Source organism: Rhodococcus sp. S3 (genome assembly GCF_058211795.1).
Genome location: NZ_CM177074.1, coordinates 953,428 through 979,919 on the forward strand (window position 1 = coordinate 953,428; position 26,492 = coordinate 979,919).

Sequence of the window (26,492 nt, forward strand, 5' to 3'; positions counted from 1 at the left end):
CGTCGAGGTCAACCTATAACGGCGCGAACGAGGGGGAGGACATGTGCGTGTTCTTGCGACACACCGCACATATCCTCCCCCTCGTTGCGGGATCGGCTATCGGCCGAGCGCTTCCTTCCACGTGACCGTCCGGCCGATGCGCAGGATCGACCGCTGGTAGATGCGCGCGGCGATCACGCTGAGCACCGCGATGGCAGCGACCATCAGCGCGATGGTGCCGACGATCTGCACCGGCGTGGCCACCCCTGCCGCGATGCGCAGCGGCATGAGGATCGCCGAGAACGGCGGGATCCAGCTCAGCGTGGTGCTCCATCCCGCCTCGGGATCGTCGACCGACGAGAACGCCGCGAAGAACATCGCGAGGATCAGCATCACCAGCGGACCCGAGGTGGAGTTGACGTCCTCCTGCCGCGACACCATCGACCCCGCCGCCGCGTAGAGGACGGCGAAGAACGCGAAGCCGAGCACGAACCAGCCGAGGGTGCCGGCGAGCACGCCGAGGGCGGTACCGGTGATCGTGAGGGTGTCGGTGGCGAGCGCCGTGCCGACACCGACCACACCGTAGGCGGTGAGCTGCAGGAGCCCGACCGCGCCGATGCCGACGATCTTGCCCCACAACAACTGCAGCGGACGCAGCGTGGACAGCAGCAGTTCGACGACCCGCGAGGACTTCTCCTCGACGACACCCATCGCGACGTACATGCCGAACATCAGGATCTGCATGTACAGCAGGACCACGGCGATGATCGAGAGGATGATGCGTTGTCCCTGTTCGGGATCCGGCGGGTCGAGGGCCTCGACGGTCACGGTCGCCGCGGACACGTCGGCCGCGACCGCGGCGGGATCGACGCCACGGTCGGTCAGCGCGGCGACCTGGGCCTGCTGCACGACAGCGGCCTCGACGACCGCGCGGACGTCGGTGTCGAGTTCCGATTCGGTGATCGCCGTGACGGACGCTCCGTCGCCGGGGACGAGCGCGACGTCGAGATCACCGGAGGACACCTGCTCGCGGGCGGTGGCGGCGTCGGGAACGCCGGAGACCTCGAGCGGAGTGCCGACGGTCTCGCCGAGCGATTCGATCGTCGTCTGCAGCGCGGGTGCGCCCACCACTCCGACGGTGGGCCGGTCGTCGTCGCCGCCGGACAGGACCGAGGTGGCGACGATGCCGACGACGATCGCGACGAGGATGATCGCGTTGCTGATCAGGAAGCTCTTCTTCCGGACCTGCGTGACGAACTCGCGAGACGCGACGAGACCGACCGCGCGGGCGTTGCTCAACGGGGCGCTCATGCGGAAACCACCTCTCGGAACAGCTCGGTCAGGGACGGACGTCGGAGCGAGAACTCGTGGACCGGGCCGGTGGCCAGGGCCGCCTTGAGGATCAGCTGGTCGTCGGCGCCGGGGGTGACGGTGAGTACGGTGCGTTCGTCCTCGTACTCGGCGTGGGTGACGCCCGGCAGGCCGTGCGCCCAGCCTCGGGGTGCCTGCGGCGCGTGGACGACGAGGAGCGCGTCGCCCTTGGACCGCAGGTCGTCGACGGTGCCCACGGCGCGCATCCGGCCGGCGCCGATGATGCCCACGCGGTCGCACAGGCGCTGGACCAGGTCGAGCTGGTGGCTCGAGAACACCACCGGCACACCTTCTTTCGCCTTCTCGAGCAGGACGTCGCTCATGACGTCGACCGCCACCGGGTCGAGGCCGGAGAACGGCTCGTCGAGGACGAGGACCGTCGGGTCGTGCACGAGGGCCGCGGCGAGCTGTACGCGCTGCTGGTTGCCGAGCGACAGGGCGTCGACGGTGTCGCCGAGACGTTCGGCGATGCCGAGCCGCTCGGTCCACCGCTGCACCGCCTCCGACGCCTCCGACTTCGAAAGGCCGTGCAGCCGAGCGAGATAGGACAACTGCTTGCCGACCTTCATCTTCGGATACAGGCCGCGTTCCTCGGGCATGTACCCGATGTTGCGGCGCATCCCGAGGTCGACCGGCTTCCCGTCGATGCGGACCTCGCCGGAGTCGGCGGCCAGGACGCCGAGGGTGATCCGCATGGTGGTGGTCTTGCCGGCGCCGTTGCTGCCGACGAAACCGAACAACTCACCGGGGCGGACCTCGAAGCTCACGCCGTCGAGGGCGATCTTGTCGCCGTAGCGCTTCGAGAGATTGTCGATCGTCAGTGTCATAGCAGGTCCTCCGGATCGTCGTCGGGGCGGGTCCAGGCGAGCAGAACGGCGGGCAGGCAACCGCTGAACAGGATCGAGGCGAGTGCGAACCCACCCATCGAGTACGCGAGGGCCTGGTGGTCGAGGGAGTCGATCGAGGCGCCGAAGAGCAGGACGAAGATGGGGACCAGCAGAAGCGCCTGTGCCACCGACAATCCGATCGAACGAGCGCTGTTGCGTTCGGTGATCTCGCGTTCGTCGAGGGCGTGGCGGGGCGCGTCGGACTGTCTCCCCGACACGATCTGCAGGCAGGTCCACGCGGGAAGGAACGCGAGAACGACCGGCAGCCACACCAGGGAGACCATGATCGTGAAGTACGACGCGACGGCGGTGACGAACATAGCGCCGATGAGTGCGACCACTGTGCCGGCGAGGATGCGACGGCGATGTTGCGTGCGCCAGTTCGGTAGCCACCCGGAGGTGAGCTTCTCGTTCTCGAGGAACCGGCGGGTGCGGTAGTGCTCGTAACGGTCGATCAGTGAGGCGGTGGACACGTCAGGCCTCCTTTCGAGGCTTGTACAGCTCGGTCGACAACGGCGTGAACTCGGTACGGGAGAAGACGGCTTCGACCGGCAGTCCGAAGACATCGCAGATACGGAAGGCCAGATCGAGGCTCGGGTAGTGGTCGCCGCGTTCGAGCGCGCCGACGGTCTGCGGGTTCACATCGATGAGCGCGGCCAGTTGTGCGCGGCTCATGCCACGCTCCGCGCGCAGGACGCGGATGCGGTTGTAGATGGGGAGAGCTTCCCCACGGCGTACCGGACTCATGGAACAAAGTGTTGTGAAAACCCAACGCTTTGTCAATGGGAGAGGATGGATCGATATGTCGTAGTGTTGTCAGTCGTCGTCGGCGAAACCGCGGAGACGGTCGAGTTCGCGGCGTTCCTTCTTCGTCGGACGGCCCGCCCCGCGGTCGCGGCGGGGGAGCGCCGCGAGGATCTCCTTCGGCGGAGGCGGGGGACTGTGATCGATGTAGGCGGTCGCGGCGATCGGTGCACCCACGCGCTTGTTCACGAGCTGGGTGACCTCGACGATCTTCTCCGTACCGTGCGCGCGTACGCGGACCTCGGCGCCGATCGTCACCGGCGTCGACGGCTTGGCCGTCACACCGTCGACGCGGACGTGCCCGGCGCGGCACGCGCTCGCCGCGGCGGACCGGGTCTTGAACAACCGGACCGACCACGTCCAGCTGTCCACGCGCACGCTTCCACCCATCTACAGCAACTCCTCGCTCAACTTCCCGTCGTCGATCATCCATCGACGTGTCGTCCGTGTGGTCTCCAGCATGCGGCGATCGTGCGTGATCAGCAGCAGAGTGCCCTCGAAACTGTCGACGGCCTGCTCGAGCTGCTCGATCGCCGGCAGGTCCAGGTGGTTGGTGGGTTCGTCGAGCACCAGCAGATTGACGCCGCGTGCCTGCAGCAGCGCGAGCCCCGCGCGGGTGCGTTCACCCGGCGACAGCGACGACGCCGTCCGCAGCACGTGGTGACCCTTGAGAGCGAACTTCGCGAGCAGGGTCCGCACGTCGGCGTCCGGCCAGTCGGGCACGTTGCGCCCGAACGCCTCGACCAGCGGTTCGTCCCCCTCGAACAGGCTGCGGGCCTGATCGATCTCACCGACGAGCACACCCGAGCCCAGCGACGCGCGACCGGAATCCGGCTCGATCGTGCCGAGCAGCAACCGCAGCAGAGTGGACTTCCCGGCGCCGTTCGGGCCGGTGACGACGATGCGGTCGCCCCACTCGACCTGCGTGGTGATCGGCCCGAGGACGAAGTCGCCCCGCTGGACGACGGCCTCGCCGAGGGTCGCGACCACCGTGCCGCTGCGTGGGGCGGCGGCGATGCACATGCGCAGTTCCCATTCCTTGCGCGGCTCCTCGACGACGTCGAGCCGCTCGATGCGCCGCTGCGTCTGACGCGCCTTCGCCGCCTGCTTCTCGGTGGCCTCCGCGCGGTGCTTGCGTCCGATCTTGTCGTTGTCCTTGGACTTGCGGCGCGCGTTGCGGACGCCGTGTTCGAGCCAGTTGCGTTGCATCCGGGCGCGTTCCTCGAGCTGCGACTTGGTGTCGGCGAACTCCTCGTACTGTTCGCGCGCGTGTCGGCGCGCCACCTCGCGCTCGACGAGATACGCCTCGTACCCGCCCTCGTAGACCGAGATCTGCTGCTGCACGGGATCGAGTTCGACGATGCCCGTCACCGTGCGCGCGAGGAATTCGCGGTCGTGGCTGACGACCACCAATGCCGTGCGCGTCTCGTCGACGAACCGTTCGAGTCGTTCGAGGCCGGCCAGATCCAGGTCGTTCGTCGGTTCGTCGAGCAGGAGCACGTCGTAGCGCGAGAGCAGCAGTGCCGCCAACCCGGCGCGGGCGGCCTGACCACCGGAGAGCGACGTCATCGGAGCGTCGAGGCCGACGTCGAGACCGAGGTCGTCGACCACCTTCTCGGCGCGCTCGGCCAGGTCGGCGCCGCCGAGCGCCAGCCACCGTTCGAGGGCAGGGGTGTAGTCGTCCTCGCCGGAGTCGCCGAGCCGCTCGGCGGCGTCGTTCATGACGCGTTCGGCCTCGGCGACACCGGTGCGCCGGGAGAGGAAACCGAGGATCGTCTCGCCCGGCACCCGTTCGGGTTCCTGGGCGAGATAGCCGATGGTGGCGTCGGGCGGGCTGAGGACCACCGAGCCGGTGACATCGGCGTCACCGATCCCTGCGAGGGTCGTGAGCAGCGTCGATTTCCCGGCGCCGTTGGCCCCCACGAGGCCGATCACATCGCCGGGTGCGACGGTGAGATCGAGTCCGTCGAACAGGACACGTTCCCCGCGGGAGGCCGACAGGCCGTCGATACGAAGTGTTGCGCTCACGCTCCGAGTATCCCGGTCGAGGCGGAGCCGGGTTCCGGCGCGGGTCCTCCGTGCCACGGAACCACTCGTCAGCTCCGGCACTCGGCGGGGACGATCTCCTCGTCCTGCCCGTCCACCGGGACGAGATCGAGCGGATTGTCGATCTCGTCGCACGGCGTCCGGGCCGCGACGATCACGATCACGGCAGCGACGGCCGGCACGATCCCCGCCACCGCGAAGGTCGGCGCGAGCCCGACCGTGAGGGCCAGCGGCCCGGCCACGGCCATCGACAGCGGCATGAACACGATCGAGACGAAGAAGTCGAGACTCGACACCCGGCCCAGCAGATGCGCAGGCACCCGCCGTTGCAGCAGGGTCCCCCACACGACGGATCCGGCATTGAACAGCGCGCCGACGACGAACACCGCGGCGATCATGATCGGTACCGACCCGGAGACCCCGATGACGGCGAGGGGGACGCAGCCCAGCCCCCACATCAGAAGCGGGACGGTGAGATAGCGCCTCGGCAGCCGCAGCGACGCCACGAGCATCGACCCGACTGCCCCACCGACACCGAAACCGGCCATCACCATCGCGTGCTGCAACGGCCCGCCCCCGGTCGCCTCGCGGATCGCGAACGGGATCAGCACCTCGATCGGTCCCAGCACGCAGAAGACCGCGACGGACCCGAACAGGAGCGTTCCGAGCAACCACCGCGTGCGCACGGTGAACCGCACACCCTCCGCGAGATCGTCGAGCACGGAACGGAATCCGCTCGACCCTCCGGTCCGCGTGTCGTCGCAGCGGACCACGGTCGGGTGCATCGCGAGGATGCACAATGCCCCGACCACCTCGAGGAGCGCGACGGTGCACATGGCGACGGCGGGGGACGAGGCCGCCACGACGGCGCTCGCCGCCGCCGGACCAGCCGCCTGCACGAGCGTCGGCCGGAGCACACCCTCGACACCGTTGGCGGCGAGCAGGTCCTGCGGCGGGACGATGGACGGCAACAGTGCCGAATAGGCCGGGAACTGGACACCGTTGGCGAGTCCGAGTGCGAAGCCCACGACGGTGAGATGCCAGAAGGCGATCGACCCGTTCACGGCGAGCGCAGCCGTCACCGCGACCAGCACCGCCCGGGCGATGTACGTCGCGAGGAGCAGGGTGCGCTGCGGGATCCGATCGGCGAGCACACCCCCGAGAAGTGCGACGAGGAGCATGCCCACGGCAGGCCCCACTGCGACCGAGGACAGTTCGGCCGGACCGCCACCCATCTCGACGACCTGCCACACCACCGCGATGAGCCAGGTGCCCACGGACAGCAGTCCCGCGGCGAGCGCCAGGATCAGCAGGCGGTACTGCGGATGAGCGAACGGCCGCACGGGTCCGCGCGCCAGGCGCGGACGCCGGTGCGTCGGTGATGCGGTGTGGTTGCTCATCGCGTTCCCCCGGTCGTCGGACGGTCCGATGAGATCTTGCGACCTCGAGGCGACTCGAGGTCAAGTGTCTTCGCCCCCCGGGTGACCGATCAAACGATTTTTCCGTGAGTGTCGCCGTCAGCGTGCGGGTCCGACTTCGAGAACGATGTCTGCGGAACGTCTTTCGTCGTTCTCGGTGGTCCACTCGATCGACACGACGTCGCCGGGACGGTGACGGAGCAGATGTTCCTCGAGTTCTCCGGTCGACGAGACGCGCTCCCCGTCGAACGACACCACGACGTCGCCGGCGTCGAGACCGGCGTGATAGGCGGGACTGTCGTAGGACACCCACAGCACCTCGGCCCCGAGATCCTGCCCGTCCCTGCGGGCGGTGGTGACGCTCGCGCCCAGCCGGGGCGTCGGGCCCACGTGCACCGACCCTTCGCTCACTCCCGTCCGCACCTGTTCGACGACGGTGATCGCCTCGGTGATGGGCACGGCGTACGCCTCGGGGGTCGTGTCGGGCGAGGTGTCGGTGTTCCGCTGCACCGCGCCCGCGGTGTTGATCCCCACGACCGTTCCGTACTCGTCGACGAGCGGCCCGCCGGAATCACCCGGCCGGATCGGGGCATCGGTGCGGATCATCCCGGTGAGGCGGTGACGTGAACCGTCCGTGGCGTCGCGCACCACCACGTTGCGGTCGAACTCGACGATGGTGCCGGGGGTCGCCACGACGACCCCACCGCCCTGGGAGTTGCCGAAGGCCGTGACCCGGCTCCCCACCGGCGGCAGGTCCTCGGCGATCGTGGCGGCCGGGAGGTCGCTCGCGGTGCCGAGGCGCAGGACGGCGAGATCGCGTTCGCGGTCGTAGCCGAGGACCTCCGCGTCGTAGATCAGGCCGTCCGCACCGCTGACCGCGCTGATGTCGGTGGCTCCGCTCACCACATGATGGTTCGTGACGACCGTGCCGTCGGGGGTGATCACGATCCCGGTGCCCGTCATGCCCGTCCATCCCGCGCTCGCGTCGATCGTCACGACGACCGGCAGGGTGCGCGCGGTGAGTTCGTCGGCGGTCAACGGCGTCGGGGGAGGAGCGACCGGCGCCGGCGGTGGGGGAGGGAGCATGACGTCGACCAGGGCCGGTGCCGATGCGACGAGGCTGGCGGTGGTCGCGAGCGCGACCAGCAGCACCGATCCGCCCCGCCCGCTCACTGCTGCGGCACCTCGCCGGTGAGATGGTCGAGCAGTTCCCGGGCCGCGGCGCGACCGGCGCGGTTCGCCCCGATCGTGGACGCCGACGGGCCGTAGCCGACGAGATGGATGCGCGGATCCTTCGCGACGCGGGTCGCGAGCCGGCCGTCCATCGTGATGCCGCCACCGGCATTGCGCAACGACAACGGCGCCAGGTGGTCGAGGGAACTCCGGAATCCGGTGCACCACAGGATGACATCGACGTCGAGTGTCCGGCCGTCGCTCCACCGCACGCCGGTCTCGGTGATCTCGGAGAACATCGGGGACCGCTCCAGCACGCCGCGTTCGCGCGCTGCCCGCAGCGCCGGGGTGAGCGGGAGCCCGGTGACGGAGACGACCGATCCGGGTGGCAGTCCGCGTCGTACCCGATCCTCCACGAGCGCGACGGCAGCGTGACCGCGCTCGGCAGTGAAAGGCTCCTCGCTCCAGGCAGGTTCGCGTCGCGTCACCCAGGTGGTCTCGGTGACGCGGGAGATCTCGTCCAGGAGTTGGACCGCGGAGATGCCGCCACCGACGACGAGTACGTGCTGCCCGGTGAAGTCCTCGGCCGTTCGATAGTCCTTGGTGTGCAGTTGGCGTCCGGTGAAGCGTGCAGCGCCGGGATACCACGGGACGAAGGGGCGCTCCCAGGTGCCGGTCGCGTTGATGATGCCGCGTGCCGCGTAGACGGCCGATTCGGTCTCGACGCGCAGTCGCTCGCCGCGGTCGCACACGACCCGCACGGTGGTGGGGCGGTGGACGGGAAGGTCGAACTCCTTCTCGTAGGCGGCGTAGTACTGCGGTACCGCAGAGGCCGCCGGAACCTCACCCGCGGAGGTGTCGACGACGTCCGCGAACGCGAGGCCGGGCAGGTCGTGGACGCCGTTGACGGTGCTCAGTGTCAATGACGGACAGCGGTCCTGCCATGCGCCGCCGGGGCCGAACGAGTGGTCGAGGACGACGAATCCGGTCTCGGGTGCGACTCCGAAGCGGGTGAGGAAGTAGGCGGTCGACAGACCGGCCTGCCCGGCTCCGATCACGACGATGTCGACCGGCGTCGCATCGGCGGTCTGTATCTCGGCCGCATCGAGTGCCTCGTCGGCGAGCATCGCGAGCCTCCCTCTCGGATCGTTGTCCTTCATCATGCCGCGATCGCGGCCGATGCGCGGAAGGAACGCTGTCCGCAGCCGTAGAAATGTGATATCACTTTAATATCGCTTTGACTCTGGGAGGTAGGAACATGGATGTCGTGCAATCGCCCGTGACCGTCGAGCGGCCGGGCGGCTCGTCCAACGGCTGGTCGGTGCTGATCGCCGCCCTGGTCGTGATCGCCGTCGGCGCCGGTCTGATCGGCTGGGGAGCGGTGGATGTCGCCGTCCCGCTGATCGTCGCCGGTGGCGTCATCGTCGTGCTCGCCCTCGTGGCACTCGCCGGACTCGTCCTCGTCGAACCGAACGAGGCCCGCGTCCTCCAGCTCCTCGGCAGCTCGTACACCGGAACCCTGCGCGAACCCGGTCTGCGCTGGATGAACCCGCTCAACACCCGCCGCAAGATCTCCACCCGCATTCGTAACCACGAGACGGGCCGAGCCAAGGTCAACGACGCCGACGGCAACCCCATCGAGATCTCGGCGGTCATCGTGTGGCAGGTCGAGGACACCGCGCGGGCCGTCTTCGACGTCGACGACTTCGAGGAGTTCGTCGCCGTGCAGACCGAGGCCGCGGTCCGTCACATCGCCGGTTCGTACCCGTACGACGCTGCCCCGGAAGTGATGTCGCTGCGCCAGAACGCCGACGAGATCACCATCAAGCTCTCGGCAGAGGTCCACGACCGCGTGCAGTCCGCCGGTATCCGCGTCATCGAGACCCGCATCAACCAGCTCGCCTACGCACCCGAGATCGCCCAGGCGATGCTGCGACGCCAGCAGGCCGGCGCCGTGATCGCCGCCCGCGAGCAGATCGTCAAAGGTGCCGTCTCGATGGTCGGCACCGCCCTGGCCCGCCTCGAGGCCGAGCACACCGTCGAGCTCGACGAGGAACGCAAGGCCGCGATGGTCTCGAATCTCCTCGTCGTGTTGTGTGGAGACCAGAGTGCTCAGCCCGTCCTCAACACGGGATCGCTGTACCAGTAGGGATCATGCGGCATGGCCGAACGTAAGAAGGTGCTGCTGCGCCTCGACCCGGCAGTCCACGACGCGCTCGCGCGGTGGGCTGCCGACGAGTTGCGCAGCACCAACGCCCAGATCGAGTTCCTGCTCCGGCGGGCCCTCACCGAGGCCGGCCGGATGCCGCGCGAGGTGGGGCGCATACGCGGACCGGGCCGTCCGCGTGCCGATGCCGACGACGAGGAGTGAGCAGACATGGCCGGCACGGCACGACGGGGAGGCGCCACCGACGAGACGGGTCGCTACGCGGTGCTCTATCCCGCGCTCGCCGAGGCGGCCCACCGCGTAGGCGCGACCGCGATCGGTCTGATCGACGTGGGACGCCCCGCGGCGCTGAACCTGTGCGTCGACCGAGTGGGCATCACCTACAGCGACGGGGTGTTCCTGGGCGACCCGGATTCTCCTGTGCAGGAGAGCTGTTCGATCGTCCACGGCGGGTCGGTTCCCGACCGTGCGATGCCTCCGGTGGTCGCGCGCGTCGCTGTGACGCGCCACCGCCCCGACGTCGAGGACGCCCTGCTCGCCGAGGACCCACCCGTCCGGTTCTGCGGTGACGTCGTGGAGCTGCTGCACGAGGCGATCGCGGCGGTACCCGAGGATGCCCTGCCGGTCGTGACGACCACCTGGGCTCTGTCGCGTCTGGCGATTCCGCGGCGCCCGTCGTTCGTCGACCGCCTTCGCGAGGCGGCCACGGGACGAACGGTCGCATGGGTGTCGGCCGAGGGTGTAGGTGTCGCGCCGTCGGTCCCGACGCTCGGTGATCGTCCGGCCTCCGGCCACAGCATCGTCGGCATCGCGCTGTACGAGGGCGCCGAGCATCGGGTGGACGCGGTGGCGCGCTGCTGGTCGCGAGGTCGAATTCTCGACTGGTTCCACTGATCTCGATTCCACTGTTCCGGTGGTTCCACCCCCGCTCAGCGGGGTCGGATCCACCGAAATCGGATCAGGCGGCGAAGGTCGGTAGCAGGGTTCGCGTGATGCGAGCGGGCCAGTCGTCGTCCACCTCGCCGCGGCGCGCCTGCTCGGTGAAGTAGGCTCCGACGACGCAGTCCAGGAAGGTCTCCACATCGAGATCGGCGCAGACGGTTCCGTCGTCGCAGTGGCGTCGGATGGCCTCGGCGAGCATCTGCCGATGGCGCATCAACAGAGATCGCATCAGCTCGGTGAACCACGGTTCCTGTTCGGTGACGAGCGCCGCGAGCCCACCGAGCCCGATGCCCTCGTCGACGGAGAGGCGGGACTGCTCCACCACCCACCGCAGGAGCTCTTCGGCCGTGGCCTCCGGTTCCGGGGGTGCCGGTCGGGTGAGGGGTTCCATCACCGCCTTCAGCATCTCGCTGCGATCTCGGTACCTGCGGTAGATCGTCGTCCGGGCCATGCCGGCGACGTTCGCGACCGCTTCGATCGTGACGGCCTTCGGCCCTTTCGTGCGCAGCAGCAGGAGCACGGTGTCGGCGATCCGCTGTTCGGGTGAGGGTGTCGTCGCGGCGTCCATCGCCTTCGGCCTCTTCTTTCGGGTGTCGGGTCGGCCGCTCCATCGAAGCATGGCATTCGGACCGGAACGTCGATACAGTGGCTGTAGCTACAATACATGTAGCGTTTCGCTGTCAGGAGGTTTCGACATGTCCGTTCGCGCGTCCCGGGCAGGACGAATCGCGTTGTTCCTCGGTGTGCTCACCATGTCGTCGTCGTTCTGGGTGGAGACCACGGAGCCCGGTCGCGGCGCCACCCTCGGTCTGGGTGCTCTGGCGAGCATCTTCGCGCTGTGGTCGTTGGTCGCGCGCGATCCCACGAAGGATCACTGGGCGCTGTCCGTGGTGGGTCTGGCGATGCTCGTCTCACCGTGGGTCGGCCGCTTCGCAGGCGACGGCGCCTCGTGGATCGCGTGGATCTCCGGTGCGTCGATCATGATTCTCGGTGCCATCGCGTATCTCTCGGACGAGGCCGACAACGTGACCGAAGAGGTCGAGCGGTGGGAACGTGAGAGCTACGCGCCGACCGGCCGCGCCTGACGATCCGGCGCCTCGCCCACACTCGCGGGGCGGGTGGAATGATGCGGGGTGTTCGGTGACGAAGGGATGGGGCGACACATGATCGGGATCAGCCGCGACGGCGACGTCGTGACCGTGGAACTGCAACGCGAAGAGCGTCGTAACGCGCTCAACACGCAGCTGTGCGTGGAGATCCGCGAAGCGGTGGACAAGGCCGTGGCGGACGACGCGCGTGTCGTCGTGATCACCGGGCGGGGCACGAGCTTCTGCGCCGGGGCCGATCTCTCCGGCGACGTCTACGCCGAAGGGTTCACCGACAGCCTCGCCGAGATGCTGCGCACCATCGTGGAAGCCCCGATCCCGGTGATCGCGGCCGTCAACGGCCCGGCCATCGGTGCCGGCACCCAGCTGACGCTCGCGGCGGATCTGAGGGTCGTGGCGCCCACCTCGCGTTTCTCGGTTCCTGCTGCGCGCCTGGGCATCTCGGTGGATCGGTGGACGGTCCGGCGACTGGCCTCGCTCATCGGCGGCGGTCCGGCACGCGCGGTCTTCCTCGCCGCCGAACCCGTCCACGCCGAGGAAGCTCTTGCGCGTGGGCTCGCCAATCGCATCGGTGACCTCGCCGACGCGCAGGCCTGGGCGCACGAGATCGCGAAGCTCGCGCCGCTGTCGCTGAACGCGATGAAGTTGTTCCTCAACGACGACGGCACCCGCGACGAGGCCACGCCCGAGCAGACCGCCGCACTCGCCGCGGCGTGGCTCAGCGAGGACGCCCAGGAGGCCAGGCTCGCTCGTGCCGAGCGCCGCGACCCGATCTTCCGCGGACGATGAACATCCGGTCCGCCGTCTCGGCAGCGCTCGCCGGAGCGGGCACGCTGTGGGTGGCGCGCGCCGTGAACGGCCTGCCCGGTTCCATCGGCGCCTCGGTCTCCGACATCCGTCCCTACGCCGCCGCGTCGCCCCGCTACCGCGACGGTCGTTTCCACAACACCGACCCGGCGTCCGTGCTCGGCCCCGAGGCGGCGGGCGGTTTCGCGAAGGACCTGCTCACCCGCGGGTCGCGGGGGAGACCTCGCACCGAGGTGCCGTTGTCGACCTATCTCGCGCCGGTCGACGCGGCGGAACTCGCCATGACGTGGTTCGGGCACTCGACCGCCCTCGTCGAGGTCGACGGCTACCGGGTGCTGTGCGACCCGGTGTGGAGCGAGCGCGTGTCACCCTCACCGACCGTCGGCCCGGCACGTCTGCATCCGGCGCCGGTCGAACTGCAGACCCTGCCGCGCCTCGACGCGGTGGTGATCTCGCACGACCACTACGACCATCTCGACCGATTCACGGTCGAGAGCCTCGCCGTGCTGCAGCCGACCGTCCGGTTCGTCGTGCCGCTCGGGGTGGGCGCGCACCTGCGCCGCTGGCGGATCGCCGAGGAACGCATCGTCGAACTCGACTGGGACGAACACGTCGAGGTGGACGGCCTGCGCATCACGTGCACCGAGGCCCGGCACTTCTCCGGGCGCGGCCTGCAGCGCAACATCACGTTGTGGTCGTCGTGGGTGTTCACCGGGCCGACGCGCCGGGTGTTCTTCGGCGGCGACAGCGGGTACACCCCGCGGTTCGCCGACGTCGGCGAGGCCTACGGCCCGTTCGACCTGACATTGCTGCCCGTGGGCGCCTACGACAAGCGATGGCCCGACGTGCACATGAACCCCGAGGAGGCGGTGCGCACGCATCTCGACCTCGGTGGCGTCGACCGTCGCGACAGTCTGCTGGTCCCCGTGCACTGGGGAACCTTCGACCTGGCCTTCCACGCCTGGTCGGAGCCCATCACTCGGCTGCTGCCCGCCGCGCGGGAGTCGGAGGTGACCACCGCGGTGCCGATGCCGGGTCAGCGGATCGACGTGTCGAAGTCCGATGCGTCGAAGCCCGTCGCGGTCGATCCGTGGTGGCTCACGTCGAGCTGATCCACCTGCCACGGCACCGGTTGTTCGCTTTCGTGCCCTAATCTGGTTCGTCATGGCAGTAGAAGAGCCCACGACGGTGGTGGGAACGGGCGAGGCACCGGTCCTCGCATCCGACCATGCAGCCACCGGGCTGTCCACCGAGCAGGTCGCCGAGCGTGTGGCACGTGGCCTCGCCAACGATGTCCCCGACCGCGCGTCCCGATCGGTCAAGGACATCGTCCGGGCCAACGTGTTCACCCGGATCAACGCGATCCTCGGGGTGCTGCTGCTGATCGTGCTGGCCACCGGCTCGATCATCGACGGCATGTTCGGTCTGCTGATCATCGCGAACAGCGGCATCGGCATCATCCAGGAGGTGCGTGCCAAGCGCACCCTCGACAAGCTGGCCATCGTCAGCCAGACGAAACCCGTCGTGCGCCGGGACGGCGTCGCCGCACCGATCGCTCCGCGCGAGGTGGTCCTCGACGACATCATCGAGCTCGGCCCCGGCGACCAGCTGGTCGTCGACGGCGAGGTGGTCGAGGCCCAGGGTCTCGAACTGGACGAGTCGCTGCTGACAGGCGAGTCGGATCCCGTGCACGAGGTGCCCGGTTCGACGGTGATGTCGGGCAGCTTCGTCGCCTCCGGATCCGGCTCCTACCGTGCGACGAAGGTCGGCCGCGACGCCTACGCGGCGCGACTCGCGGAAGAGGCGAGCAAGTTCACGCTCGTGAAGTCGGAGCTGAACGCGGGCATCAACAAGATCCTGCGCTTCATCACCTACCTGATGATCCCCGCGGGTCTGCTCATCATCTACAACCAGCTCTTCTCCAGCGGCGAGTCGCTCGGCCCCGCACTGAGCGGCATGGTCGCCGCCCTCGTGCCGATGGTGCCCGAGGGCCTCGTGCTCATGACATCCATCGCGTTCGCGGTCGGTGTCGTCCGCCTCGGACGCCGCCAGTGCCTCGTGCAGGAGCTGCCGGCGATCGAAGGCCTCGCGCGCGTCGACGTGGTGTGTGCCGACAAGACCGGCACGCTCACCGAGAACGGCATGCGCCTGTCCGATCTCGAGGCCCTGGACGGAAGCAACCTCGACGAGGCCCGCGCCGCCCTGGCTTCGCTCGCCGCCGACGACCCGCGTCCGAACGCCAGCGTCCTCGCGATCGCCGAGGCGTTCCCCACCGCCCCCGGCTGGGGTGAGCCCACGGCGGTCGCGCCGTTCTCGTCGGCGAAGAAGTGGAGCGGCCAGTCGTACGGCACCCACGGCAACTGGCTGCTCGGCGCACCCGACGTGCTGCTCGACCCCGGCACCGAGGCGGCGCGACGCGCCGAGGAACTCGGCTCGAGCGGCCTGCGGGTGCTGCTCCTCGCGCGCAGCGACCGCCCGGTCGACGACGAACTCGCACCCGGCACGGTCACGCCCGCCGCGCTCGTCGTCCTCGAACAGCGGGTGCGCCCGGACGCGAAGCCGACCCTCGAGTACTTCGCCGGCCAGCAGGTCGACGTCAAGGTCATCTCCGGCGACAACGCGATCGCCGTCGGTGCGGTCGCCTCGTCCCTCGGCCTGCCGGGCAGCGCGTCTCCCATCGACGCGCGCTCCCTGCCGGAAGGCGACAACGAACTCGCCGACGTCGTCGAAGGCTCGACGACCTTCGGCCGGGTCCGTCCCGATCAGAAGCGCGCGATGGTCGGCGCGCTGCAGTCGCGCGGTCACACCGTCGCGATGACCGGCGACGGCGTCAACGACGTGCTCGCCCTCAAGGACGCCGACATCGGAGTCGCGATGGGGTCGGGCAGTCCCGCCACCCGCGCGGTCGCACAGATCGTCCTTCTCGACAACAAGTTCGCGACGCTGCCCTACGTGGTGGCCGAGGGTCGCCGGGTCATCGGCAACATCGAACGCGTCTCCAACCTGTTCCTCACCAAGACGGTGTACTCGGTGCTGCTCGCCTTCCTGGTGGGCGTGTCGGGTGTGCTGTCGCAGGTGTTCGACTTCGAGCCGTTGCCCTATCCGTTCCTGCCCCGGCACGTGACGATCGCGGCGTGGTTCACCATCGGCATCCCCGCTTTCCTGTTGTCGCTGGCACCGAACAACGAGCGGGCACGCTCGGGTTTCGTCTCCCGTGTGATGCGACTGGCGATTCCGTCCGGTGTCGTCGTGGGTGTGGCGACCTTCGTCTGTTACGTGCTCGTCTACGGCGGCCCGGAGCAGACCGAGCAGCAGAAGATCCAGGCCGGGACCTCGGCCCTGATCACCCTGCTGATCATCGCGCTGTGGGTGCTCGCCGTGGTCGCCCGCCCGTACCAGTGGTGGAAGATCGTGCTGCTCGCCGGTTCGGTGCTCGGCTACGTGATCCTGTTCTCCGTGCCGTTCACCCGGGAGTTCTTCGCGCTCGATCCGTCGAACGTCGGGTACACGACGATCGCGGTGACGTGCGGGCTGATCGGAGTCGTCCTGGTCGAGGCCCTGTGGTGGGTGTCGGGGCGTCTGCACGGGGAGCGCCGTCGCCTGTTCGCCGCCCCCGACGATCTGCTGCCGGGCGTACACTGACCCGCAGCGCACGGATGGGTGCGCCCGAACCTCACGGCGATCCGACGAGGGAAGGACCGAACGATGGGTTTCATGGATTCGGTGAAGGGCCTTGTGAACAAGGGCAAGGACTACGCCTCGAAGAACCCCGACAAGGCCGACCAGTTCATCGAGAAGGCCGGCGACCAGGTGGACGGACGTACCGGCGGGAAGTACGCCCAGCACGTCGACAAAGCGCAGGACGCCGCCCGTCAGCACCTGGGTACCACCGACAATCCCGCACCGGGCGCGCAGCCCGGACCGGGCGGTGAGCCGGGTCCCGAGGGCGGTCCCGGACCGGAAGCGCAACCGGGTCCGCGTCAGCCCTGATCACGGCAGGTATGGCAGCACGGTTCACGGTAGGTGCGGCAGCACGGTTCACGGGAGGTGCGGCAGCACCGTGTCGCCGAAGGTGTCGATGACCGGGCGCTGATCCGGCCCCACATGGTGCAGATAGATCTCGTCGAAACCGAGTTCGGCGAATTCGCACAGGCGGTCGACGTGTTCGGCGGGATCGTCGGACACGATCACCGCGCCCTCGAGGTCGCCGTCGTCGAGTTCGGCGGCGTGGGACTCGAATTCCTCGGGCGTGGCCAGTTCTGCCATCAGTTCCGGCGGTAGGGCGTTCGTCGCCCACTGTTCCCGCGCGATCTCGCGGGCACGCTCCCGGGTGGGTGCCCAACTCAGATGGACCTGCAGCACGGTCCGTCCGCGTCCGCCACCGTCGCGGTAGGCGCCGAGGATCCGGCGCAGGTCGTCGAGCGGGGCGTTCACGGTGACGAGACCGTCGACCCGGTCGGCGAAACGACCGGCCGTCTCGGGAGTCAGTGCGGGAAGCAGAATTTCGGGAGGAGTCTCCGGCCGGTCCCAGACCTGTCCGCGGTCGACCTTCACCGCGCCGTCGTGGTCGACGACTTCGCCTGCGTGCAGGCGTCGCACGATGTCGAGGTTCTCGCCGAGCAGTTGCTGCCGTTCCTCCTTGGGCTGCCAGGCAACTCCGGACATGCGTTCGTTGCAGTGCTCACCGCTGCCGAGTGCGAACCAGAAGCGGTGCGGGAACATCGATGCCAGAGTGGCGGTGGCCTGGGCGGTGACGACGGGGTGGTAGCGGAAGCCGGTCGCGGTGACGACACCGAAACGTAGGTCGGTGGTGGCCAGGGCCGCTCCGAGCCACGACCACGCGAACCCCGAGTGTCCCTGGCGGTGCGACCACGGTTCGATGTGGTCCGAGCACATGGCCGCCCCGAAGCCGGCCGCTTCGGCGAGCCGGACGTCCTCGAGCAGGCGGGATGGGGACGCCTGTTCGTGTGAGGCGTGAAAACCTATCAGCGTCATACCTGTCCGCTCCTCCGGTCGATCGGCGATCAGTACTTCTCGATGAGTGTCAGTGCAGCCGTCATGAGCGCGAGATGGCTCAGACCCTGGGGGAGATTGCCGAGGAAGGTGCCGTCCTCGGCGATCATCTCCGAGTACAGGCCCACGTCGTTGGCGAGCGGCACGAGTTCGCCCATCAGTTCGGTGGCCTCGTCGGTCCGTCCCGTCTCGGCCAGTGCCGCGACCATCCAGAACGCGCAGGCGACGAACGTCCCTTCCTCCTTGTCGGCGCCGCTGAACCGGTAGAGCAGCGGTCCGCGACCGAGTTCCCGTCGCAGGGCGTCGCAGGTGGCCTGCATGCGCGGACCCCGGTCGTATCCGCCGACGGCTCCGAGCAGGACGGACGCGTCGAGCCGATCGGTGCCGGGATAAGCGGTGTAGCAACCGAGTTCGTCCGACCAGCAGTTCTCCTCGATCCAGTCGCGGATGAGATCGCGTTCGCGGCGCCAGCGATCCGCCGTCCCCGGGATCTGCCCGACCTCGGCGAGGTGGACGGCGCGGTCGAGTGCGTGCCAGCAGCTCATCTTCGAGTTCGTGTAGTGCTCGCGTTCGAGCAGTTCCCAGATGCCGTGATCGGCCTGCTGCCAGACATCGCAGGTGTGGTCGGCGATGCGGGCGAGCAGACGCGCGGTCGCGATGTCGAGCACGTAACCCTCACTGCTGTAGAGGGTCACGATCTCGAACAGGTCGCCGTAGATCCCGAGCTGCAATTGCCCTGCGGCCCTGTTCCCCTCGACCACCGGGCCGATACCGCGCCAACCCGGAACATCCAGTCGCCGTTCGTCGTCGGGCGTTCCGCCGTCGAGCCGGGTGAACACCTCCGCATCGGCGCCCTGATCGCGCACCACGCGGAGCAACCAGCTCATCGCGGCGTGCACCTCCTCGCGATCGCCGAGACGGATCAGCGCGTGCAGGGTGTAAGCGGCGTCGCGCACCCAGGCGAAACGGTAGTCCCAGTTCTTCTCGCCGTCCGGGCTTTCCGGAACCGACGTCGTCGCCGCTGCGGCGATCGCGCCCGATCGGTTCTGCAACAGTTTCAGTGCGAGCGCGCTCCGGATCACCGCGTCGGCCCACGGCCCGTCGTAGTGCAGGAGCGACGACCATTGCTTCCACCGGTCGACGGTGCGGTCGATGTTGGCGTCGATCGCGCCGGCGTCGGGCAACGGCAGGGGTTCGTTCTCCGTCGACAGCACGGCGATGAGGTGCCGGGATCCGGCCGAGGTGGTGAAGCGGCCACCGATCGAGCGGTGCTCGACCACCGGTTCACCCGTGCCGGACGTGCGCACCCCGATGCTCACGGTCCCCACCCGCAGGACGGGGCCGTGTTCGGTCCGGTCGCACCAGGGCTGGTACCGGCCCAGTCCGGTGCCGGGGGCGACCGTCCAGCGCATCGCGACCTCGCCGTCCAGGCCCTCGACGCGGCGGGCGAGCTCACCCCAGGGCAACCGCCCGGCGACACCCGTGTCGATCGAATCGGTCACCCGTGCCCGCCCCTGTGCGGTGGTGAAGACGGCGCTCAGAACGTTCGTGCCCGGCACGTATGCGCGTTCGACGGTGAACTCGTCGACCGGACGCAGTTCGACGGAACCGCCCGTCGATGCGTCGAGCAGTCGTGCGAAGACCGGGTGCGAATCGAGGAGCGGAACCGGATACCAGTCCACCGAACCGTCCTCGGCGACGAGGGCGACGGTGTCACCGTCACCCAGCGCGGCATAGGTGCGCAGGTCCGCATAGCCGTCGTCGTCGCGGGCTGGGATCACACGCACTCCTCGCTGGGGCCGGGTACACGGCGGTCGATCGGTTGCATACCCCGGCCGCGTCGGGGCAAACGACCTGCCGGTCTCGCTGCGAGATCGGGTGTGCGGGCGCGTCGTGGAAGCAGGAGGGGCGGGGCGAACGGCATCCGGCAGGGCGGCCGAAGAAGAAGACGTGGCCGCCGTGTATCCGGGATTCGTTGTGCCACAGCGAATTTTTCACATCTTCTCGACATTGTGCAGGTAAGGGCGTGCAGCTATCGTGCGCCGTATACGTGGTGCAGACATCACCCGTCGTGCGACGACGAAGGGATCGGACGATGACCGCAGCGGCCTATGCCGAGTTCCTGCCCGAGAACTACCGATCGGCCTGTCGAGAACCGGAGTCCACCTGGTGGGACTGGCGCGGTCGCCGCGTCCACATCGCCCGCAACCCTCGCCCCGATGCTCCGGTGCGCGTGATGGGAATCCACGGCGCGGGCGGCCATTCCGCGGCGCTCTGGTCGTTCGCCTCGCTGGCCGCGGACGACGACGTGGACATCCTCTTCCCCGACATGCCCGTCTACGGACGGACCGTCGAACCCCGTCCCTCGCAGGTCCGGTACTGCGATTGGATCGACCTGCTCTGCGACCTCGTCGCAGCCGAACGCGCCGACGATCCCCGGCCGCTGGTCCTCTTCGGCGCGAGTATGGGCGGGATGATGGCCTACGAGGTCGCGGCTCGCACCGGGCAGGTGGCCGCGGTGATCGCGACCTGCCTCCTGGACCCCGGCGATGCCGAAGCCCGGGCGGCTGCAGCCCGATGGGGCTTCGCCGGAAGGATGGCACCCTCGGTTCTGCCGCCCGTGGCCCGGGTGGCGGGTGATCTCCGGTTGCCGATCAGATGGCTCGTGCGGATGAACCGGATGAGCAACGACCGTGACCTCACACGCATGTGCGAGTCCGATTCTCTCGGGGGAGGGGTCCGGATCCCGCTGGGATTTCTGGCCGACTGGTTCACCTACCCGCACACCGCACCCGAGGACTTCACCGCAGTCCCGGTGACGCTCGTGCATCCCGCCGCCGACCGCTGGACCCCACCGGAAACCAGCCTGCGGTTCCTCGACCGCATCTCCGGGCCGACGCAGGCCGTCCTGCTCGAGAACTGCGGGCACTGGCCGATCGAGGAGCCCGGCCTCACTCGGCTGATCGCCGCGACGCGCGCCGTCATCGCAGGGGTGGCCGAACAGGCGTAACCACGGAGCCGGCACCCGGACGCGGGTTCCCTTCGGGCGGCCGCCGGCTGTGTCACCATCACACCGTGAACCGGACACCTGGCACGGTGCCGTCGCGATGAACGGCGCGTGGATCCTGCTGGTCGTCATCGCCGGGATCGCGGTGACGGCCGTCGCGTCGCGACGCGACCTGCAGGCCCCGCTCGTGCTCGTCACCGTCGGAGCACTGGTGTCGTTCGCACCGGGTCTGCCGCGGCTCGAACTGGACCCGGACATCATCCTCGGGGTCGTCCTGCCGCCGCTGCTGTATTCGTCGGCCCTGCGGTTCTCGGTTCCCACCTTCCGGCAGTACCTGCCGTCGATCCTGCGGCTCGGCATCTACACCGTGCTCGTCACGGCGTTCGTCGTGGCGTGGACGGCGTCCGCGATGATGGCGACGCTGACCTTCGGTGCGGCGCTCGCTCTCGGCGCGGTCGTCGCACCGACCGACGCGGTCAGCGCTGTCGCCGTGGGACAGCGACTCGGACTACCGAAACGGGTCATCGCGGTGCTGACCGGGGAAGGTCTGGTCAACGACGCCACCGCCCTGACCCTGTTCACCGTGGCGATCTCGGCCGTCACCGGCACGCACATCCTCGCCGACTCGCCGTTCCTGTTCTTCCTCTACGAGGTCGCGGGTGGGATCGCCGTGGGTCTGGTGCTCGCGTATATCGTCCACCTGATCCGCGCCCGGATGTACGACTCGCCGCTCGAGACCGTGCTCGGGCTGGTGCTGCCGTTCGCGGCCTATCTCGCCGCCGAGGAGGTCCACGCCTCGGGAGTGCTCGCCGTCGTCGCCGCCGGACTGTTCCTCGGGCACCGCGCCACCGAGGTCTCGGTGAGCACGCGGCTGCAGGAACGCGCGGTGTGGAAGAGCGTCGACGTGGTGCTCGAGACCTTCGTCTTCGCCTATATGGGTCTGCAATTCCGGTTCGTCCTCGACGACGTCCGCGACAGCGGTACCGACCTGCATGTCGCGTTGCTGGGCGCGGTCGTGATCCTGCTCGTCGTCATGCTCGTGCGACCCGCGTGGGGTCTGCTGCACTGGGGCCGGCGCGCACTCGTGCGCCGCGCCGGATCCGAACGTCTCGGCCGCGACCAGCTGAATTTCCGGGAACACGTCGTGGTGTCCTGGGCGGGCATGCGGGGAGTCGTCACTCTCGCGGCCGCCGGCGGGGTGCCCGTGGTGATCGCGTCGGGTGCCGACTTCCCCGGTCGCGAGATGATCCAGATCTCCGCGCTGGTCGTCGCCATCGGCACACTGCTCATCCAGGGAGCGACCATGCCGTGGCTCATCCGCAGACTCGACGTCACCGACCCCTACGAGCGGCTGCGGACCGAGGAACAGATGGCGGTGGCCCGCAGGATCTCGGCGGAGTCCAGCGACCGTGTGCTCACCGAACTCGCCGCGCAGCCGCCCGACGGTGTGGATCCGGAGATCTACGACAGGCTGCTGGCCGAAGCACGCACGTCGCTGCGGTCGCGGCAGGAGGCAGAGACCGTTGAGGACGCGGCTGCAGACGCGGGAGCGCGACTTGCCGCGCTGTTCGACGACATCCGGCGAGCGTCCCTGCGGGCGCGACGACAGGATCTCATCGACGCACGTGATCGCGGGGAACTCGACGACGAGATTCTCCGCGACGTGCTGGAGAGTCTCGATGTCGACGAGGCAGCCGTCGAGGAACGCATCCGCCGCCGCCGTCAGGACGGCAGTGCACAACAGTAGGACGACAGCGCGCAACGGTAGACTTTCCGCAAGTGAACACCCCGCACGGCCCGGAACAGGTGCCGCACGATCCCCGCACCGACGTCTCCGTTCGGTTCGCTCTCCGGTCACCTGCTCGTCTGAAGACCGAACTCCTGGCCGGCCTGGTCGTGGCGCTCGCCCTGATCCCGGAAGCCATCGCCTTCTCCGTGATCGCCGGCGTCGACCCCCGGGTCGGGCTGTTCGCCTCGGTGACCATGGCCATCACCATCGCGATCGTCGGGGGACGGCCCGCGATGATCTCGGCGGCGACCGCGGCCGTGGCACTCGTGATCGCCCCGGTGTCCGAGCAGTACGGGGTGGACCATCTCATCGCGACGGTGATCCTCGGCGGCGTCTTCCAGGTGCTGCTCAGCTTCCTCGGCGTCGCCAAGCTCATGCGGTTCGTGCCGCGCAGCGTCATGGTCGGCTTCGTCAACTCGCTCGCGATCCTCGTCTTCGTCGCCCAGATCCCGCACCTCGTGGACGTGCCGTGGATGGTCTACCCGCTGGTGGCGGCAGGTCTGCTGGTGCTGGTGTTCCTCCCGAAGATCACCGAGGCCGTGCCGGCTCCGCTCGTCACGATCGTGCTCCTCACCGCCGTGACCGTGGCCTTCTCGCTGAACGTGCCGGACGTCGCGGACCAGGGTGAACTTCCCGAGAGCCTGCCCACCCTCTTCTTCCCGGACGTGCCGCTGACCTTCGAGACCCTCCGGATCCTCGCGCCGTATGCGCTCGCGATGGCCCTCGTCGGCCTGATGGAATCGCTGATGACGGCCAAGCTCGTCGACGACATCACCGACACCCGGTCGGACAAGACCCGCGAGGGCTGGGGCCAGGGCGTCGCCAACATCGTGACCGGATTCTTCGGTGGCATGGGCGGCTGCGCCGTCGTCGGCCAAACCATGATGAACGTCAAGGTCTCCGGGGCACGGACCCGTCTGTCCACCCTGGCGGCCGGCGTGTTCCTGCTGATCCTCGTGGTCGCGCTCGGCGACATCGTCGGTCTGGTTCCGATGGCCGCCCTCGTCGCCGTGATGATCATGGTGTCGATCGCGACGGTCGACTGGCACAGCGTCCACCCGCGGACGCTGCGGTTGATGCCGCTCAGCGAGACCGTCGTCATGGTCGTCACCGTCGTGGCCACGGTGAGCACCGGCAACCTCGCGATCGGGGTGTCGCTCGGAGTGCTCACCGCGATGGTGCTGTTCGCCCGCCGGGTCGCGCACATGACCACGGTCGAGAGGACCCTCACGAGCGACGACACGTGCACCTACGGGGTCACGGGGGAACTGTTCTGGGCGTCGAGCAACGATCTCGTCTTCCAGTTCGACTACATCGGCGACCCGGAGAACGTCGTCGTCGACCTCACCGCCGCCGACATCTGGGACGCGTCCACCGTCGCGACCTTCGATGCGATCCAGCAGAAGTACGCGGCCAAAGGCAAGACGGTCACCATCGTCGGACTGGACGGCGCGAGCCTAGAACGCCTCCGCCGGTTGTCCGGCCGACTCGGTGGGGAGAACTGACTGCGCCTCCCGGGAGCAGGCTGCCGTTGTCGAGGCGCAACTCGACGGCGATCGATTCGACGTAACGTGAGCGCATGATCGCGATCGAGCTCGCCGCGGTGGTACTGCTCCTGGTGCTGGTCGTGGTCTCGGTGGTGCTGTGGACCCGGCGGGTGGTCACCACACCCGCCGAACGCGCGGTCCACGCGACCCTGCACACGGCGTCCCTCGCGGCGCGACCCCTGCGTGCCGGGCTCGACGCGTCGTCGGCGGAGGAGGCCGCTCCGCACCTGCGGATGCTGCTGGCCGAAGCACGCGCGGTGGCGCTGCTGGACGAGAACGGTGCCCTGCTCGCCTGGGACGGCCCGTTCGAGGAACTGACGGACGAGATGATCACCGCCGCGGGCCGGGCCGTCGCCGACAAGCGCCGCGTGCTCGTCGGGCACCACGACCTGCGACGGGCCCACGGCGACCTCGCGGCCCGCGCACTGATCGCCCAGCCGCTCGTCGTGGAGGACATGGGTGTGGCGGGGGTGCTCGGCGTCGTGACGACCGTCGAACCCGGCCCGGCGCTGCTCGGTGCGATCACCGAGGTGGCGCGGTATGCGTGCAGCCAGATCGAGCTGGCCGAACTGGACGCCTCCCGCGCCCGGCTCGACCGCGCCGAGGTCCGTGCGCTGCGCGCCCAGATCAGTCCGCACTTCATCTACAACGCGCTCAACACGGTGGCGTCGTTCGTCCGGACCGACCCCGATCGCGCCCGCGAACTGCTGCTGGATTTCGCCGACTTCACCCGCTACTCGTTCCGCGCGGCCGGCGAGTACACCCTGCTCGCCGACGAACTGCGCAACATCGACCGGTACCTGACACTCGAACGCGCCCGCTTCGGCAACGCCCTCGAGGTACGCCTGCAGATCGCTCCCGAGGTACTCAACGTGACGCTGCCCTTCCTCGCTCTGCAGCCACTCGTCGAGAACGCCGTGCGGCACGGGATCGCGGGCAAGGACACCCGCACGGGCACCATCACCATCACCGCGGCCGACGAGGGCACCGACTGCGTCATCAGCGTCGAGGACGACGGCATCGGCATGGACCCGGAACTGCTGCGATCCGGCACGCTCGACGCGATCGCCGACAGCGAGCACGGCAGCGGCGTCCGCGAGTCCGCGCACGTGGGCCTCGCCAACGTCGACGACCGCTTGCGCGCGGCCTTCGGCAACGACTACGGCCTCGTCGTCGAGACCGCGCCGGGGGCCGGCACCCGGGTGAGCATGCGCGTGCCGAAGTTCAGGGCGGGTATCCGGCCGTGAGGAACACCCGGCATGGCACGATGGATTCGCCGTGAACGAGATCACAGACAACCTGACCGTGCTGGCGGTCGACGACGAACCGCCCGCCCTCGACGAGCTGGCCTACCTGCTGCGCGCGCAGGAGGAGATCGGCGTCGTGCACACCGCAGGAGACGCGACGACCGCTCTGCGCGTGCTGCGCGACGGAGGAATCGACGCGGTCTTCCTCGACATCAACATGCCCGGACTCGACGGGCTGGAACTCGCAGGCATCCTGCGCAATTTCGCGGTGTCCCCGGCCGTGGTGTTCGTGACCGCGCACGACGATCGCGCGGTCTCGGCGTTCGATCTCGGCGCCGTCGACTACGTCCTCAAGCCGCTGCGGGAGGAACGGCTCGCCGAAGCGGTCCGGCGGATCGCCGAGCGCCACCGGCCCGCCGCGCAGGCGACATCCGAGACCGGCCAGAGCGACGACGTGATCCCGGTCGAGCTCGGCGGTGTCACCACCCTCGTGCCGCGCTCGTCGGTCCACTGGGTCGAGGCCGAGGGCGACTACGCGCGCCTGCACACCGCGACCGGTTCGCACCTGGTACGTATCCCGATATCGACGCTCGAGAACCGCTGGGGCGACGCCGGCTTCCTGCGGGTGCACCGCTCCTATCTCGTGGCGTTGCCGCTCGTCACCGGTATCCGCAGTGTGGGTTCGGGTCTCGTCGTGTGCCTGCGCAGCGACAGCACCTCACCGCCCGTCGAACTGCCCGTCAGCCGCCGGCACACACGGGAACTCAAGGACCGGCTCATCCGAGGTCCCATGCAGTCGTGGACGTCGCGATGAGCACCACCGGCGGCCCGCCTCCGCCGCGTCAGAAGGTCGTCCTCGCCGAACGGCGTGGGGCGCGCATGGTCCGTACCCGGGTCGAGGTGCAGCAGCAGACCGAGGTGGGCGACGCGATGGTCCGCGGGCTGGTCCGGGCGCAGCTCGGGCTCGCGCTGCGGGTCGCGCTGTTCACGGTGTGTCTGCTGGGCGCCATCCCGGTGCTGTTCCACCTCGCTCCCGGTCTCGCCGCGGTGACGGTCCTCGGCATCCGCCTGCCGTGGGTGTTGCTCGGTGTGGTCGGTTATCCGATCCTGCTCGGTATCGCGTGGGTGTATCTGCGCCTCGCCGAACGCAACGAGCAGGATTTCACCGACCTTACCGACGATTGACGAC

26 protein-coding genes are annotated in these 26,492 nt (G+C 69.0%); 14 read left to right on the forward strand and 12 right to left on the reverse strand.

The window, feature by feature from the left end:
• Positions 1-96: 96 nt before the first annotated feature.
• The 9 genes from AC0LPE_RS04530 to AC0LPE_RS04570 all read right to left on the reverse strand — a co-directional run bounded on the left by AC0LPE_RS04530 (position 97) and on the right by AC0LPE_RS04570 (position 8,805).
• Positions 97-1,290 (reverse strand): ABC transporter permease, encoded by a 1,194-nt coding sequence (locus AC0LPE_RS04530; RefSeq protein WP_088897797.1) that lies wholly within the window; start codon positions 1,288-1,290, stop codon positions 97-99.
• Entirely contained in the window at positions 1,287-2,177 is an 891-nt protein-coding gene (locus AC0LPE_RS04535) for an ATP-binding cassette domain-containing protein (RefSeq protein ID WP_160873800.1), read from the reverse strand. Before AC0LPE_RS04535 ends, AC0LPE_RS04530 begins: the two co-directional genes overlap by 4 nt.
• Positions 2,174-2,710: a hypothetical protein gene (locus AC0LPE_RS04540; RefSeq protein WP_088897795.1), complete on the reverse strand. Its 537-nt coding sequence runs from the start codon at positions 2,708-2,710 to the stop codon at positions 2,174-2,176. Before AC0LPE_RS04540 ends, AC0LPE_RS04535 begins: the two co-directional genes overlap by 4 nt.
• 1 nt (position 2,711) lies before the next feature.
• A complete protein-coding gene (locus tag AC0LPE_RS04545) occupies positions 2,712-2,984 on the reverse strand; it encodes a helix-turn-helix transcriptional regulator (protein WP_033096769.1) in 273 nt (90 codons plus the stop codon).
• A gap of 69 nt (positions 2,985-3,053) precedes the next feature.
• Complete coding sequence (locus tag AC0LPE_RS04550; RefSeq protein ID WP_006551630.1) at positions 3,054-3,431, reverse strand: RNA-binding S4 domain-containing protein; 378 nt, start codon at positions 3,429-3,431, stop codon at positions 3,054-3,056.
• On the reverse strand, positions 3,432-5,069 hold the full coding sequence (locus AC0LPE_RS04555) for an ABC-F family ATP-binding cassette domain-containing protein (protein WP_490605676.1): 1,638 nt from the start codon (positions 5,067-5,069) through the stop codon (positions 3,432-3,434).
• A gap of 68 nt (positions 5,070-5,137) precedes the next feature.
• Positions 5,138-6,487, reverse strand: coding sequence for an MFS transporter (locus AC0LPE_RS04560; protein WP_490605677.1), 1,350 nt, complete (start codon positions 6,485-6,487; stop codon positions 5,138-5,140).
• 117 nt (positions 6,488-6,604) lie between these two features.
• Positions 6,605-7,678, reverse strand: coding sequence for a S1C family serine protease (locus AC0LPE_RS04565; RefSeq protein WP_490605678.1), 1,074 nt, complete (start codon positions 7,676-7,678; stop codon positions 6,605-6,607).
• On the reverse strand, positions 7,675-8,805 hold the full coding sequence (locus tag AC0LPE_RS04570) for an NAD(P)-binding domain-containing protein (RefSeq protein ID WP_490605679.1): 1,131 nt from the start codon (positions 8,803-8,805) through the stop codon (positions 7,675-7,677). The genes AC0LPE_RS04565 and AC0LPE_RS04570 overlap by 4 nt, the downstream gene beginning before the upstream one ends.
• Before the next feature lie 131 nt (positions 8,806-8,936).
• Here AC0LPE_RS04570 and AC0LPE_RS04575 point away from each other — a divergent pair, with 131 nt between their 5' ends.
• Genes AC0LPE_RS04575 through AC0LPE_RS04585 form a run of 3 tightly spaced genes read left to right on the forward strand, consistent with a single transcriptional unit; the run spans position 8,937 to position 10,739 of the window.
• The gene (locus tag AC0LPE_RS04575) at positions 8,937-9,827 is read left to right on the forward strand and encodes an SPFH domain-containing protein (protein ID WP_490605680.1); all 891 of its coding nucleotides are present in this window, start codon (positions 8,937-8,939) and stop codon (positions 9,825-9,827) included.
• A 12-nt stretch (positions 9,828-9,839) separates the two neighbouring features.
• Positions 9,840-10,049 carry a type II toxin-antitoxin system antitoxin gene (locus AC0LPE_RS04580; RefSeq protein WP_060652022.1) on the forward strand — a complete coding sequence of 70 codons (210 nt, stop codon included), beginning with the start codon at positions 9,840-9,842 and terminating at the stop codon, positions 10,047-10,049.
• 6 nt (positions 10,050-10,055) lie between these two features.
• On the forward strand, positions 10,056-10,739 hold the full coding sequence (locus tag AC0LPE_RS04585; RefSeq protein WP_490605681.1) for a DUF2332 family protein: 684 nt from the start codon (positions 10,056-10,058) through the stop codon (positions 10,737-10,739).
• A 64-nt stretch (positions 10,740-10,803) separates the two neighbouring features.
• Here AC0LPE_RS04585 and AC0LPE_RS04590 read toward each other — a convergent pair whose 3' ends face one another.
• Complete coding sequence (locus AC0LPE_RS04590) at positions 10,804-11,355, reverse strand: TetR/AcrR family transcriptional regulator (RefSeq protein ID WP_490605682.1); 552 nt, start codon at positions 11,353-11,355, stop codon at positions 10,804-10,806.
• Positions 11,356-11,482: 127 nt separating this feature from the next.
• Between AC0LPE_RS04590 and AC0LPE_RS04595 the strand changes: the two genes are divergently transcribed.
• The 5 genes from AC0LPE_RS04595 to AC0LPE_RS04615 all read left to right on the forward strand — a co-directional run bounded on the left by AC0LPE_RS04595 (position 11,483) and on the right by AC0LPE_RS04615 (position 16,690).
• A complete protein-coding gene (locus AC0LPE_RS04595) occupies positions 11,483-11,872 on the forward strand; it encodes an SPW repeat domain-containing protein (protein WP_277371039.1) in 390 nt (129 codons plus the stop codon).
• Between the two features lie 78 nt (positions 11,873-11,950).
• On the forward strand, positions 11,951-12,682 hold the full coding sequence (locus AC0LPE_RS04600; protein ID WP_490605683.1) for an enoyl-CoA hydratase: 732 nt from the start codon (positions 11,951-11,953) through the stop codon (positions 12,680-12,682).
• Positions 12,679-13,812: an MBL fold metallo-hydrolase gene (locus AC0LPE_RS04605; protein WP_490605684.1), complete on the forward strand. Its 1,134-nt coding sequence runs from the start codon at positions 12,679-12,681 to the stop codon at positions 13,810-13,812. Before AC0LPE_RS04600 ends, AC0LPE_RS04605 begins: the two co-directional genes overlap by 4 nt.
• A 52-nt stretch (positions 13,813-13,864) precedes the next feature.
• Positions 13,865-16,342, forward strand: coding sequence for an HAD-IC family P-type ATPase (locus AC0LPE_RS04610; RefSeq protein ID WP_490605685.1), 2,478 nt, complete (start codon positions 13,865-13,867; stop codon positions 16,340-16,342).
• 63 nt (positions 16,343-16,405) lie between these two features.
• Complete coding sequence (locus tag AC0LPE_RS04615; RefSeq protein WP_016694995.1) at positions 16,406-16,690, forward strand: antitoxin; 285 nt, start codon at positions 16,406-16,408, stop codon at positions 16,688-16,690.
• 48 nt (positions 16,691-16,738) lie between these two features.
• Here AC0LPE_RS04615 and AC0LPE_RS04620 read toward each other — a convergent pair whose 3' ends face one another.
• Positions 16,739-17,695, reverse strand: a complete 957-nt coding sequence (locus tag AC0LPE_RS04620) for a TIGR03885 family FMN-dependent LLM class oxidoreductase (protein ID WP_490605686.1) — start codon at positions 17,693-17,695, stop codon at positions 16,739-16,741.
• 29 nt (positions 17,696-17,724) lie between these two features.
• Entirely contained in the window at positions 17,725-19,494 is a 1,770-nt protein-coding gene (locus AC0LPE_RS04625) for a glycoside hydrolase family 15 protein (protein WP_490605687.1), read from the reverse strand.
• Positions 19,495-19,808: 314 nt separating this feature from the next.
• Here AC0LPE_RS04625 and AC0LPE_RS04630 point away from each other — a divergent pair, with 314 nt between their 5' ends.
• The 6 genes from AC0LPE_RS04630 to AC0LPE_RS04655 all read left to right on the forward strand — a co-directional run bounded on the left by AC0LPE_RS04630 (position 19,809) and on the right by AC0LPE_RS04655 (position 26,488).
• Positions 19,809-20,723, forward strand: coding sequence for an alpha/beta hydrolase (locus AC0LPE_RS04630; protein WP_200359509.1), 915 nt, complete (start codon positions 19,809-19,811; stop codon positions 20,721-20,723).
• A 97-nt stretch (positions 20,724-20,820) separates the two neighbouring features.
• The gene (locus AC0LPE_RS04635; RefSeq protein WP_490605688.1) at positions 20,821-22,467 is read left to right on the forward strand and encodes a Na+/H+ antiporter; all 1,647 of its coding nucleotides are present in this window, start codon (positions 20,821-20,823) and stop codon (positions 22,465-22,467) included.
• Positions 22,468-22,499: 32 nt separating this feature from the next.
• The gene (locus tag AC0LPE_RS04640; RefSeq protein WP_490605689.1) at positions 22,500-24,014 is read left to right on the forward strand and encodes a SulP family inorganic anion transporter; all 1,515 of its coding nucleotides are present in this window, start codon (positions 22,500-22,502) and stop codon (positions 24,012-24,014) included.
• Positions 24,015-24,088: 74 nt separating this feature from the next.
• Positions 24,089-25,303, forward strand: coding sequence for a sensor histidine kinase (locus AC0LPE_RS04645; RefSeq protein WP_490605690.1), 1,215 nt, complete (start codon positions 24,089-24,091; stop codon positions 25,301-25,303).
• A 31-nt stretch (positions 25,304-25,334) separates the two neighbouring features.
• Positions 25,335-26,117: a LytR/AlgR family response regulator transcription factor gene (locus AC0LPE_RS04650; RefSeq protein ID WP_490605691.1), complete on the forward strand. Its 783-nt coding sequence runs from the start codon at positions 25,335-25,337 to the stop codon at positions 26,115-26,117.
• The gene (locus AC0LPE_RS04655) at positions 26,114-26,488 is read left to right on the forward strand and encodes a membrane protein (RefSeq protein WP_037191816.1); all 375 of its coding nucleotides are present in this window, start codon (positions 26,114-26,116) and stop codon (positions 26,486-26,488) included. The genes AC0LPE_RS04650 and AC0LPE_RS04655 overlap by 4 nt, the downstream gene beginning before the upstream one ends.
• Positions 26,489-26,492 lie beyond the last annotated feature (4 nt).

Bases quoted from the DNA above. Each gene is read 5' to 3' on its own strand.
- AC0LPE_RS04595 (WP_277371039.1), top strand. From the start codon at position 11,483: ATGTCCGTTCGCGCGTCCCGGGCAGGACGAATCGCGTTGTTCCTCGGT.
- AC0LPE_RS04615 (WP_016694995.1), top strand. From the start codon at position 16,406: ATGGGTTTCATGGATTCGGTGAAGGGCCTTGTGAACAAGGGCAAGGAC.
- AC0LPE_RS04610 (WP_490605685.1), top strand. From the start codon at position 13,865: ATGGCAGTAGAAGAGCCCACGACGGTGGTGGGAACGGGCGAGGCACCG.
- AC0LPE_RS04580 (WP_060652022.1), top strand. From the start codon at position 9,840: ATGGCCGAACGTAAGAAGGTGCTGCTGCGCCTCGACCCGGCAGTCCAC.
- AC0LPE_RS04620 (WP_490605686.1), bottom strand. From the start codon at position 17,695: ATGACGCTGATAGGTTTTCACGCCTCACACGAACAGGCGTCCCCATCC.
- AC0LPE_RS04575 (WP_490605680.1), top strand. From the start codon at position 8,937: ATGGATGTCGTGCAATCGCCCGTGACCGTCGAGCGGCCGGGCGGCTCG.
- AC0LPE_RS04645 (WP_490605690.1), top strand. From the start codon at position 24,089: ATGATCGCGATCGAGCTCGCCGCGGTGGTACTGCTCCTGGTGCTGGTC.
- AC0LPE_RS04530 (WP_088897797.1), bottom strand. From the start codon at position 1,290: ATGAGCGCCCCGTTGAGCAACGCCCGCGCGGTCGGTCTCGTCGCGTCT.
- AC0LPE_RS04590 (WP_490605682.1), bottom strand. From the start codon at position 11,355: ATGGACGCCGCGACGACACCCTCACCCGAACAGCGGATCGCCGACACC.
- AC0LPE_RS04560 (WP_490605677.1), bottom strand. From the start codon at position 6,487: ATGAGCAACCACACCGCATCACCGACGCACCGGCGTCCGCGCCTGGCG.
- AC0LPE_RS04535 (WP_160873800.1), bottom strand. From the start codon at position 2,177: ATGACACTGACGATCGACAATCTCTCGAAGCGCTACGGCGACAAGATC.
- AC0LPE_RS04545 (WP_033096769.1), bottom strand. From the start codon at position 2,984: ATGAGTCCGGTACGCCGTGGGGAAGCTCTCCCCATCTACAACCGCATC.
- AC0LPE_RS04570 (WP_490605679.1), bottom strand. From the start codon at position 8,805: ATGCTCGCCGACGAGGCACTCGATGCGGCCGAGATACAGACCGCCGAT.
- AC0LPE_RS04550 (WP_006551630.1), bottom strand. From the start codon at position 3,431: ATGGGTGGAAGCGTGCGCGTGGACAGCTGGACGTGGTCGGTCCGGTTG.
- AC0LPE_RS04655 (WP_037191816.1), top strand. From the start codon at position 26,114: ATGAGCACCACCGGCGGCCCGCCTCCGCCGCGTCAGAAGGTCGTCCTC.
- AC0LPE_RS04600 (WP_490605683.1), top strand. From the start codon at position 11,951: ATGATCGGGATCAGCCGCGACGGCGACGTCGTGACCGTGGAACTGCAA.
- AC0LPE_RS04605 (WP_490605684.1), top strand. From the start codon at position 12,679: ATGAACATCCGGTCCGCCGTCTCGGCAGCGCTCGCCGGAGCGGGCACG.
- AC0LPE_RS04635 (WP_490605688.1), top strand. From the start codon at position 20,821: ATGAACGGCGCGTGGATCCTGCTGGTCGTCATCGCCGGGATCGCGGTG.
- AC0LPE_RS04585 (WP_490605681.1), top strand. From the start codon at position 10,056: ATGGCCGGCACGGCACGACGGGGAGGCGCCACCGACGAGACGGGTCGC.
- AC0LPE_RS04630 (WP_200359509.1), top strand. From the start codon at position 19,809: ATGACCGCAGCGGCCTATGCCGAGTTCCTGCCCGAGAACTACCGATCG.